Annotated in this window: 11 protein-coding genes; 5 read left to right on the forward strand and 6 right to left on the reverse strand. The window is 61.7% G+C overall.

Annotated features, from left to right (window positions below; genetic code table 11):
* Positions 1-308 precede the first annotated feature (308 nt).
* A complete protein-coding gene (locus QZT63_RS03075) occupies positions 309-830 on the reverse strand; it encodes a CAP domain-containing protein (RefSeq protein ID WP_290648476.1) in 522 nt (173 codons plus the stop codon).
* A gap of 137 nt (positions 831-967) precedes the next feature.
* On the opposite strand from QZT63_RS03075, the gene QZT63_RS03080 reads away from it, so the two are divergent.
* The 5 genes from QZT63_RS03080 (at position 968) to QZT63_RS03100 (ending at position 5,887) form a co-directional block, all read left to right on the forward strand.
* A complete protein-coding gene (locus QZT63_RS03080; protein ID WP_290648477.1) occupies positions 968-1,768 on the forward strand; it encodes a tryptophan 2,3-dioxygenase family protein in 801 nt (266 codons plus the stop codon).
* On the forward strand, positions 1,744-2,958 hold the full coding sequence (locus tag QZT63_RS03085) for a hypothetical protein (RefSeq protein ID WP_290648478.1): 1,215 nt from the start codon (positions 1,744-1,746) through the stop codon (positions 2,956-2,958). Before QZT63_RS03080 ends, QZT63_RS03085 begins: the two co-directional genes overlap by 25 nt.
* Positions 2,959-3,456: 498 nt before the next feature.
* The gene (locus QZT63_RS03090; protein ID WP_290648479.1) at positions 3,457-3,870 is read left to right on the forward strand and encodes a hypothetical protein; all 414 of its coding nucleotides are present in this window, start codon (positions 3,457-3,459) and stop codon (positions 3,868-3,870) included.
* Between the two features lie 159 nt (positions 3,871-4,029).
* Positions 4,030-4,515: a DUF1643 domain-containing protein gene (locus QZT63_RS03095; RefSeq protein ID WP_290648480.1), complete on the forward strand. Its 486-nt coding sequence runs from the start codon at positions 4,030-4,032 to the stop codon at positions 4,513-4,515.
* Between the two features lie 283 nt (positions 4,516-4,798).
* Positions 4,799-5,887 (forward strand): alpha/beta fold hydrolase, encoded by a 1,089-nt coding sequence (locus QZT63_RS03100; RefSeq protein WP_290648481.1) that lies wholly within the window; start codon positions 4,799-4,801, stop codon positions 5,885-5,887.
* A gap of 114 nt (positions 5,888-6,001) precedes the next feature.
* Here the strand turns inward: QZT63_RS03100 and QZT63_RS03105 are convergent, their stop codons facing one another.
* The 5 genes from QZT63_RS03105 to QZT63_RS03125 all read right to left on the reverse strand — a co-directional run bounded on the left by QZT63_RS03105 (position 6,002) and on the right by QZT63_RS03125 (position 10,465).
* Positions 6,002-6,553, reverse strand: a complete 552-nt coding sequence (locus QZT63_RS03105) for a DUF3280 domain-containing protein (protein WP_290648483.1) — start codon at positions 6,551-6,553, stop codon at positions 6,002-6,004.
* Positions 6,554-7,176: 623 nt separating this feature from the next.
* Positions 7,177-7,614, reverse strand: coding sequence for a nucleoside deaminase (locus QZT63_RS03110; RefSeq protein WP_290648485.1), 438 nt, complete (start codon positions 7,612-7,614; stop codon positions 7,177-7,179).
* A gap of 807 nt (positions 7,615-8,421) precedes the next feature.
* Entirely contained in the window at positions 8,422-8,769 is a 348-nt protein-coding gene (locus QZT63_RS03115) for a DUF2200 domain-containing protein (protein ID WP_290648487.1), read from the reverse strand.
* A gap of 97 nt (positions 8,770-8,866) precedes the next feature.
* Positions 8,867-9,340, reverse strand: a complete 474-nt coding sequence (locus QZT63_RS03120; RefSeq protein WP_290648489.1) for an anthrone oxygenase family protein — start codon at positions 9,338-9,340, stop codon at positions 8,867-8,869.
* Between the two features lie 330 nt (positions 9,341-9,670).
* Positions 9,671-10,465 carry a 2-dehydropantoate 2-reductase N-terminal domain-containing protein gene (locus QZT63_RS03125; RefSeq protein ID WP_290648491.1) on the reverse strand — a complete coding sequence of 265 codons (795 nt, stop codon included), beginning with the start codon at positions 10,463-10,465 and terminating at the stop codon, positions 9,671-9,673.
* Between the last annotated feature and the right edge of the window lie 217 nt (positions 10,466-10,682).

Genomic DNA, 10,682 nt, shown 5'->3' on the forward strand with positions numbered 1-10,682 from the left:
CACGATGGCCCGCCCGGCAACAAGAGTATCTGGATCGGCCTCCAACGCACTCGCGACTTCGTCCTCGCACTCGCCGCCTATAACGCCTCCGGGCCGTGAGTTGTGTGTAACGATATGGGTCGAGATGGCTCTGATAACGGCCAGCATGGGTAACTTAACGCACAGCCGTCGGTTGCGGGAAAGGCAATGTCGGCAGCCTCCGCTCTGGCGCGGGCGCAGCCACCTACTGCGCCTGCAATGGTCGCCTACGGGATTCCGAACCGGGTTGCCAGCGCGGCCATGGGCACAAGGCCGGTGTTTGCGCCGGCTCACGGCTGCGGCGCGGCAAGCACCAAGGTCCAGTACGGCGAGCCATCTTGCCCCTGTTTCACCGCGGCACCGAACTCCTCGTAAGCAGGGTTCATGATGTTGGCGCAGTGGCCGGGGCTGTCCAGCCAAGCCTGGACGACCGCTTCGATGTCCCGTTGGCCGGACGCAACGTTTTCGCCCCAGGCACGCGCCTGGTAACCGGCAGCCTCGATGCGATCCCTCAGGGTCTCGCCTGCGCTGCCGGTATGGCTGATCCGCCCGGTCTCAGCCATGTCGCGACTGTGTCCACGGGCAGCGCTCGCCAGCTGGTCGTTCCAGCTCAACGCCGGCGCGGGGGACATCGCCTCATTGCCACATTCCCTGGACTGCTCCCTGCCCTCGGTGAGCACAGCGGTCCACGTCTGCTGATCAAACTGCGTGGCGTTGTCATTGGCAGGCTGCGCCGGCCCTGTTGCCAGAGCGCTCGCACAGCCGACCAGGGTGAGTACGCCGATCGTCGCGAAGGTTGGCCGAATCAGCATATGTCAAACTCCCATCAGGGTGGTGTCGGTGCGCCGAGCACGCTCTCGGCGCACCGGCCTTCCGGGGCGCCCGTCGCACTGGCCCGGTGGGTCGCCTATCCTTTGCGGTAGGGCCTCGCCAACAAGAGGCAGCGCCGGTGCCAGTAAACGCCCAAGGCAAGAAAAGCCTGACGTATATCCGCTACCTGCGGTTGGATGAGCTGCTCGAGCTGCAGCAGCCATTGTCGCGGGAACACGACGAAATGCTGTTTATCATCATCCACCAGGTCTATGAACTGTGGTTCAAGCAGTTGCTCCACGAGGTTGCGTATCTACGCGATCGCCTTTGGGTCGGACACACCCCAGGGTCACTGGCTACTCTGCAGCGGGTGCGGACGATTCTCAAGACGCTGGTCGCCCAGGTCGATGTGCTTGAAACCATGACACCCGTCGCCTTCAACGCATTTCGCACACGCCTCGAAGCAGCCAGTGGATTCCAATCGGCGCAGTTCCGTGAGCTTGAGTTCGTCCTCGGCGCCAAGCGCCGCGATATACTGCAGGCATATCCCCCTGGCAGCGCACAGCGCCTGCGGCTGGAACGCGCGCTTGCGCAGCCGACACTATGGGACGCCTTTCTACGCTATCTTGATGCCCATGAGCGCCCGGTACCGGTCGAGCTTTTGGAACGTGACGTGAGTGCCCCCCCGCAGCCCAGCCCTGCATTGCAGGAGACGTTGGCGGCCCTCTACCACGAGCAGGCCGCGGCAGCCCACGTGTGCGAACGCCTGCTGGATCTCGACGAGGGGCTGCAGGAGTGGCGTTACCGGCACGTCAAGATGGTCGAGCGCACCATCGGTTCGAAATCCGGAACGGGTGGCTCCAGCGGCGCCGACTATCTGCGCGAAACCCTGTTCAAGCCATTGTTCCCGGACCTATGGGCGATCCGCGACCGCTTCTGACGGCAGAAGCGCTGTTCCGCGGTGAGCCCAATCCACTGGCCGCCGATTATTCGCGTTTCGACGTAACCGGCCGCTGTCTGCTCACCGGACATTCCCATCAAGCCTGGCCCGACTGTGCTGCCCGGGGGCACAGCGAGGCGTTTGCCGATGCGGCGACGTTGGTCGACGACAAATGGCAGAGCGCGTTCGCGAAGGCCGAGCAGGTTCGTTGCGGTTACCGCCGATTGCTCGACGACCCCGACGGCGACTACGCGCTGGGCGCCAACACCCACGAACTGCTGGTCCGCCTGCTCTCTGCGCTGCCGTTGCAGCAGCGGCCGCGCATCGTCACAACGGATGGCGAGTTTCACAGCGCGTCACGACAGTTCAGGCGTCTGGCCGAATGCGGAATACGGGTAGACACGCTTCCTGCGCATCCGGCCGCGGATGTCGGCGAGCGCCTGGCGCATACGGTGGACGATCAGACTGCCCTGGTGATGGTCTCGACGGTCTTTTTTGAGGATGCGCACATCGCCGGCGGTCTCCAGGCCCTGGCCGAGACTTGTCGGCGGCGCGGTGTGGCGTTGCTGCTGGACGTCTACCACCAGTTGAATGTCCTGCCTTTCTCGGTTCACACGCAGGAGTTCGGCGATGCGTTTGTTGTCGGCGGTGGATACAAGTACTGCCAGCTCGGCGAAGGTAATGCCTTTCTGCGCCTGCCGCCGGCGTGCACGCTGCGCCCGGTGGTGAGCGGGTGGTTCGCCGAGTTCGCCACCACGACCGGCGAGGCGGCCGGTGACGCTGACGGGGCACAGCGATTTGCTGGTGCCACCTACGATCCGACCAGCCACTACCGCGCGGCGCGCGTCTTTCAGTTCTTCCGCGAGCGGGCACTCGAGCCGGCGTTGCTGCGCACCCTCTCGCAACTGCAGGTCACGTACCTGGCAGAGCGCTTCGACGCCCTGGACCTGCCGCCCGGAATCATCGACCGACCGCGGGATGTACCACTTTCCGGGCTCGGCGGCTTTCTTGCGCTGGTCACACCCCACGCCACCGGGTTCGCCGCCGCGCTACGGCGGCAGAACATTTATGCGGATGCACGTGGGCATCGCCTGCGGCTTGGTCCGGCACCCTATGTGAGCCGCCGGCAGCTCGATGACGTGGTGGAGGCGATCGGTGAGCTGGCCGGGAGACCGGACGCATTGATTTAGCACTGGGGCACCAAGCGCGTGCGACCTCAAGCGCTGGACGCGCTCATTGGCGAGTTCGGGGGCAACAACCCGAGGGGCGCCTGTCAAGGTTACCAGCCTGTTCACGAGTCGTGCCGTGTAAGTGAGGGGGATCGCAGTCGCGCGGCACGGAGTAGTGCCCAAAGTGGGCAAACACGCCGGTCCGCCACGGCGGAACCTGCCAGATCGCAACAGGCGGCGCCAGTCTCTTCAAGGAGGCCTTGGCATGACTGCGAGCCCGGTTGAGGAGGCAATCAAGAGCGTCAGTGTGTTGTGATGGACCATCCTGCTGCATGGACCTAGGGAGAACATGGGCGCACTTGCGGTATGTCCCAATGTGCGGTGATGCGACAAAAGCGTACATTGGCCCCTCACGGGTCGGGCTGTCGCGCCAGCCCGGCTGTTCAGGGAGGAATCGTAGGCCAGCGGATGGCCGCCATGAAATCAGTCGCAATACCGCGAGACAGGAGACAACGCGAGATGGCTAACAGCAAGCAGCCCCAGCAAGCCGCATCCAGGACAATGCCGGTAGATCTTACGGCATTTGCCGAGTCGTGGACGACGGCGATCACGGAGGCTGAGCAAAGGATGCAACGGATGCAGGAGCTCACCAGTGAGTTGCAGGACGTGATGCAGAACGCGTCACAGGCGCAGATGGATGATCTGGCAAAAACGGGCGACAGGATCTCCAAGACTTTCGCCAAGGCGGCGGAAACCCGTGAGCCGATGGCGATGATCTCCGTTCAGCCGGAACTCTTCAGCTGCTTCATGGAGGCTGCCCAGACCACGAATCAACGCTGGCTGGACCTCATGGAACAAGTCCAGGTCTCCTCGATGAAGGTGATGGCGAACGGTGGCACGAGTTCGGCGCAGAAGCAGTCGAAAGGGAATTGAGCTTGCGGCCACTCTTCAGAACTCAAGCCCGCCTCTCTGGCGGGTTTTTTTGTTCAGGGCGCGACGCAGCGGATACGCTGGTGGTTATGTCCCAAGGCATCGCGAACGCACAGGTGCGGGAGGCAGCCGGGCCACGATTGAGACCGGGGCGCAGGTGGCGTGACCCGACTCCCGGATAGAACAGGCGCGAGCTTCTCGGAGTGCCGCCTCTACCGCTACCTGCTCTGGCGGCGCTGGGCAAAAGGCCCCACCGTCACGTTTGTTATGCTCAACCCCAGCACCGCGGACGAGACCACCAATGACCCGACTGTAGCGCGCTGCCAGCGACGGGCGGTGCAGTGGGGTTACGGGGGGCTGTTCGTCGTCAACCTATTCGCCTGGCGCTCCACCGATCCGGTTGCGCTGTACGGCCTGGGGGATCCGGTGGGGCCGGAGAACGACCACACGGTCCGAGACGCAAGCCGCAATTCCGAGTTGGTCGTCTGCGGCTGGGGCAATCACGGAACGCTCCACAATCGTGGCCGCCAAGTGCTGGGCCTGGTGCGCTCAGAAGGCGTGATCCCGTACGCGCTCAAGATCACCGGCGCCGGGCAGCCAGGCCATCCACTGTATATTGGATATGCGGTCCAGCCACAGCCGATTTGAAAGACACACCAGCCTGTGTCGTGCCGCTGTCTTTAAGCATCGCGCCCGATGCCACCGCGATCCGCGTGACCGAATTCCATAACGCCCCGTCGACATACGCGCCAGCACGTCGCGGCTGGTTGTGCCGGCCAGGATGCCAAGTAGCATCATGGCTCTGCGGGATAGAGCATCTATGATTGTTTAACGAGGGCCGTTGAGGGCGGTTGACAACGGCCATGCAGACTGCAACGAGCATGATCACGGGCCCTACCCCGGCTCGCTCCTCCGAGAGGAGAGGTAACGCATGAACGACACGCCGCGCCTGCCGCTGGGTTTAATGAATCAGGTTGCGTTCGCACAGCTGGATGCTCTGCGCGTGGCGCTGGACCGAGCGTGGTCCACTTACGATAACAGAACGGATCGCTGCCCCTGCCAGGCCGTGGAGACCGACTCGCCAGCGCGACTTCTGCGCTACAGAGCGGTTAGTGCGAGTGGGCCAGTGGTGCTGCTGGTGCCGGCTCCCATCAAGACCGCCGATATCTGGGACATGGAGCCGACGTCCAGCGTGGTGCGACGCCACGTATCTGACGGATGCCGTGTCTATATGCTGTTATGGCCCCGACGGGTTGGGGCCACAAAGGAATTGGGTCTGAGCGATTATGCGCATACCATGCTGCGCGCTGCCATGGACGCGGTTCGCTCCGACACAGGTGTTGAACGCGTTTTCGTCACTGGTCATTCGCTGGGCGGTACCATGGCGACCTTGTTCGCTGCGCGCAATCCGGAGTATGTGGCAGGCCTCACCCTGCTGGCTGCGCCCCTGCATTTCCGGCCGGACATCGGCGCCTTGGGTCGCCTCGTGGCCCTCAATGCGGACACTGATCCGCTGACCGACGGGGCAACCCACGTGCCGGGGTCACTGCTCAACACCCTCACTGCCACCGCCTCGCCGGACACGTTCGTGCTCGCCCGCGCCTGGGACTGGCTGGAGTCCCTAACCGATCCGGGGGCGCTGCGCGGACACCTCCTGGTGGAACGCTGGACGCTCCGGGAAACCCCTCTCCCGACGCGACTGTTCAGAGAGCTGGTGGACGAACTGTACCGGGCGGATGCATTCTGCCGTGGCCAATTGCAGCTCGCTGGCCGCGCCGTTTCTCCGGCTGATGTCGTCGCGCCGGCGGCCTGCGTTGTTGATCCGCGCTGCGACGTCGTGCCGCCGGAGGCCGTACTCCCTGCCCTGGAGCGATTCGCCACCGAAGACCGGGAAGTACTGCGGTATTCGGGCGACATCGGCGTATCGCTGCAGCACGTGGGGCTGCTGGTCGGCAGGAACGCCCACCGTCAGCTCTGGCCGCAGCTGCTGGCATGGATTCGGGCGCGCCACCGGGACTAAACCAGTCCCGCGGAGACGTGAAAGGCGCCGGAACGCGTGTAGCGGCCGAGATGTCCGCCCGCGCGAAGCGACACGGCTGCTCGTTGCAACGCCTGGCGGGTCTGTGGATCTCTCTCATTCGGGGCTGATGAGTTCGAGGTGGTGCTTGAGCAGCGACACGGCTGCGCGCCGCCACGATTCGTCGACATTGCCACGCATGTGCACCTGCCCGCGTCTGATCGTCTCGCCGATCTCGACCTCGCGCAGCTCGACGCTCATGACCAGGATCAGGTTGCTGACCTTTTGCACGCTCCCGGCCATAACCACTTCGGCACCAAGCGCCTGGGCAACGGCCACCTGACAGGCGGGGCAGCGGTGAAGATGCCGGCGCCCATTGGTCGCGTCCTCAACGGCTGCCTCGAGCGGCCCGTGGTCCACGAGACGGTAGTCTTCGTGGTCGGCGAGGGCCTCCCGCATCACCTCGGCTGCCATCTTGAGACGCTGGCCGTCGTCCTCCTCGTAAGGGCTGTAACTGGGCTCGCCGCGCGTCGTATCGACGATGCCGAAGTCGAGGACCACCAAGGACCTCCGCTCGGCCGGCAGGGCGTCCGACCATGCCAGCAGCACACCGAACATCGCGGCGGCGATCACGCCCCAAGCCAAACGCTTGATGGATAGAATCATCATCGCATGCAACCCTCTGGTTGGCTGATGGGGCCTGCAGGGTCGCGCGGCAGAGACGCAAGCGTTGCTGACCGTCGACCTCGGCGGTTTCGCGCAACCGCCCACGGCCAGGGCGCACCATGGCCGACACCGGGCTTTATACTAGCTCGCCCGAACAACCAACGGTTAACTCGGGCCATTCCCGTCAGCCAGAGGGGCCATCGGCTCGTCGCAGAGGCAAACCACCGTCACGGCATAGGCACTGGTAACTTTTCACCGTCCGACTTGCAACGATTCGCGCTCTGAAACACAGCTGTTTCGCCCTCTGCGGGCTGCCTCACCCGCATTGGCAAATGACACGCAACTCAAGTAAAGCTTCGGCGGGCTCCTCCCGTGGCTCATTCTGCGACTCGGCATCGCCGTGGGGGGCAGCCGGCTCGAACCAGAGCGGCCTCAAGACGATCGAACGCGCCGAGATCCGCGATGTGGACGCTTCCGCGGTCCTATGAGGCCGTGCTTGTCCTGCCACATCAGCCTGATAGACGCCCAACGAGGGCGATCACCGGCAGGCAACAGGCGGCAAAGTGGCCTTTTGCCCGTCCAGTGCATTGTCAAGTGCGGCGTCACAGTGAGCGGCAGCAGCTTCTTCACTCTCCGATATCCTCGCTCCAAAGGGCTGGGTTCTCTTGAATGAATCGCCGCATCATCTCAATGCAGCGCGTGTCTTGAACGACGTCGATCGACACCCTGCGCCCACGCAGAAGCTCTTCCTCTCCACGAAAAGTAACGTTCTCACCAATCACTACTCGAGAGATGCCGTAGAGGAGGATTGCCCCCGAGCACATGGCACACGGAGACAAGGTCGTGTACAAGATGCTCCGAGCGTAGACTGCGGCCGGAAGTCGGCCGGCGTTCTCCAAGGCGTCCATCTCTCCATGGAGGATCACGCTACTCTGTTGTACACGTCGGTTGTGGCCACGACCAATGATCCTGCCGTCGTGGACCAGAACGGAGCCTATGGGAATCCCGCCCTCCCTCAAACCGAGGGCAGCTTCGGCAATGGCCGCGTCCAAATACTTGTCCATCTATGCCTTCTCGTTTATGTGCAGCGACAAGCTCCGCGAGGCGGCTTCACTTGCCAACCGTGACACCGAAACGCTCAAGCTAACCGGCGCAGGGCCGGCGCGTAAGCGTGTCAATGGCACCGGACCCGACGAATACACCCAGCTTTCCAGAAAACTTGGATGGCCCTGCGTCCGCGCTCAGCGCCAGCCACATACACGTCGAGTTCACCTTCAAGCACCTCGTAGGTCTCGGCCGCGTGCGGGTGGATATGGACAGGTGCGCCACCGGTGCGCGGAGCCAGGTCCCACTCCATCTCCAGGGATTGGCCGTTGGTTTCGGCAGCCGTTCTCTTGATGTGAGAGCGTCATCCCGAGTGGGTCAAAGGTGAGTACGTCTCCCGCTGTCAGCATGTGACCCTCATTTGCCGATTGGATGTTGACATTCTGATAGAGAAGCTCGGATGCGTTGCTCCTCTGGTCGGTTATGACGCTAGGGATGCTGAGACGCAAGCCGCACAACACAAAGGTCGGGCGCCCAGAGCAGACACCAGAGAGAGGTTAAGGAGTCAAGACTTGTAGGATGCATATTACAAGACTTGACCCCGTCTGACACTCATAATAGTACATGCACCAAAAACCACGGGCGATTGAGAACCCTTTCGACATGAATATAGTCTCGAAATCAGTCCAGCGCTCCGGTGTCAGTGGATGGACGGTAGTGTGCATAGCAATTATGTGTGCCTGACAGTGATGAGCGAGTACTGCAAAACCACTTAGGTGCTCAAATCGGATTGTGCTTGTCGTAACGAGTTTCTAATTACTGAGTCACTATCGCAGAATTTTTTCCATATTCTTACCTTTCGCCAACTCATCAATCAACTTGTCTAAGTAGCGTATTTTCTGCATCAGTGGGTCCTCGACTTCTTCCACTCGAACACCGCAGACTACGCCTTTTATGAGCGAACTATTCGGATGAATGGCCGGAGCTTGAGCAAAAAATGTTTCGAAATCGTTTTCCTCTTCGATTTGCTGTTTTAATCCCGCCCGGTCATAGCCCGTCAACCAACAAATGACCTGATCCACTTCTTCTTTAGTGCGATTTTTTCGTTCCGCTTTTTGGACATATAGGCGATAGACCTTTGCAAAAGGCATTGCGAAGATATGGTGATTATTCATCGTTACTCATCCTGTAAGGTTAGAGTCGAGACGCATGCTTTACTCGGCGCGATAACGGAGATAGGGCGGGCGAAACTCCCCCGTCCCTCTAAACCTGTCATGTTGCCAGCAAAGCTCCCGCAGCACATGCAGCGGCCGCTATCGACGCAACCGTCCGGACGTGATTCCACCACGTCCATTCAAGGACGTAAGTTGACCAGTACTCGCTCGCTTCCGTGGAGTCTGCATCGAGCTGGGCAAGGCGTTCGTTTCTCGGCACGTTGAACCCGATAGTCACGGCAAAAGAACCCAAAAAGTAGAGCAGTCCTGCAGCAAGGAGAAACGGTGCACCACTCGATGGCCAAGTGATGACTGACACGACAACCGCGACGACTGAGAGCAGGGCGGAGCCCAAAAACACGCCAAGAAACATTGGATTAAGAACAGTCACATTGATTTGCTGCATCGCCCCGATGCCATGAGCACACGGTCGTGCTGAAAGCGCCGTCATAACGAAGGTGGAAAAGGCGAAGAACACACCGCCGACCGTTCCAGCGCCAATGCAAAGTAGAACTGCTATCGTGATGGCCATTCGAACAGAATCCTTACTCCATGATACCCAACACCCAGCGTAGCCGGACGGCTTTGGAGCAACCGCGGACATGCCGGTCCGCGTTGACGCTTTTGTTCGGCGAAATGAGTTAAGGGGTGAAAGTCTTGTAGTATGCATATTACAAGACTTGACCCCTTTACCCCCCTCACCTCTACTCGGCTGCCGCCTCTAGCATTTCGCGGAGCGCGTCGCCTTCAGCATCCTTCAGTAGATACAATAAATCACGTGCCATGATGCGCACTTCGTCACGCGTCGCCCGAGCGTGCCCGGCCAAGGCAATTTCGGCAAAGCGCGACCTCAACAAGCCGCTTAATTGCAGCACTCCAGGCCATGTCGGTGACATGGCCATAAGCAGCATCCAGCGCGGTCGGAGCGGATAGCCGAGCCGCCGTAGCCCACGCAGCCCTGTGCAACCGCCCGCACCACCTGCCGCAGACCTTCCCGATCAGCTGCTGTTTTCGCCAGCACCCCGCCATGCTGGTAAAACAATCCGGCAAGAGGCAGTATCAGGACCGCATGGCAAAGTTGCCACGCGATTATCGGCTGATAACGCCTTACTTTGAACCCGGCCGCGCCAATGATCCTTTGAGCCTGGCGGCAAGCCTCTCGCCCGGCGTGCCACGCTTCGCCGATAACGAGATCGTGAAATGGCCGCCCCTCAGGGGTTCGGCGATCTGCAAAAACCAGCTCGCTACCCTCCCATCTCCCTCCGACACCCGGAAATCCTCCGAGCACCCGGTCGCGTCCCAGCACATGGCCGAGTTCATCGAACCCCCGGACCGTGTTACCCAGGAACCACACCACTGGCCGCCCTTGGAGCTGGGCCACCAACTTCGCCGCAGCAACCCGCTGCTGTTCCTGCACGCACACCAGCACCAGCGCATACTTCCGGTGTCCACAAGCGATCGAGGTTTCCCGGACAATCGGCAAACGTAATGTTTTCGCTTCGCCGGTAATGCCGTCCCGCAATCGCAAACCCTCTTGCGCAAACCTTACCGCCGACTCCCCCTGAGCCAAGAGTTCAACGTCCAAGCCATGCTCGTACAGGCGTGCCGCGATATACCCACCTGTTATCCCCGCACCAACCACGAGCACTGCGATCATAAAAGTCTCCCGAAACTAGTGTCCTGTAACCGAAATGCGTTGACTTTTGAGCCGCCTGTCCGGCCGTGGAGCAAGGCGCGGCTCGCAGCCAATGGCCGTCGCCCTTGGCAAGAGGCGCAACACTGCTCCGCGGCCGGACAGGCGCTCCCGGAGGGCTTGCCGGTGCGCCTTCGAGGCTAGGCGCCGGTCCTCGCCGTAGGGCCCGCTACGCCTTCGG

This window comes from Aquisalimonas sp., assembly GCF_007120195.1.
Lineage (GTDB): Bacteria > Pseudomonadota > Gammaproteobacteria > Nitrococcales > Aquisalimonadaceae > Aquisalimonas.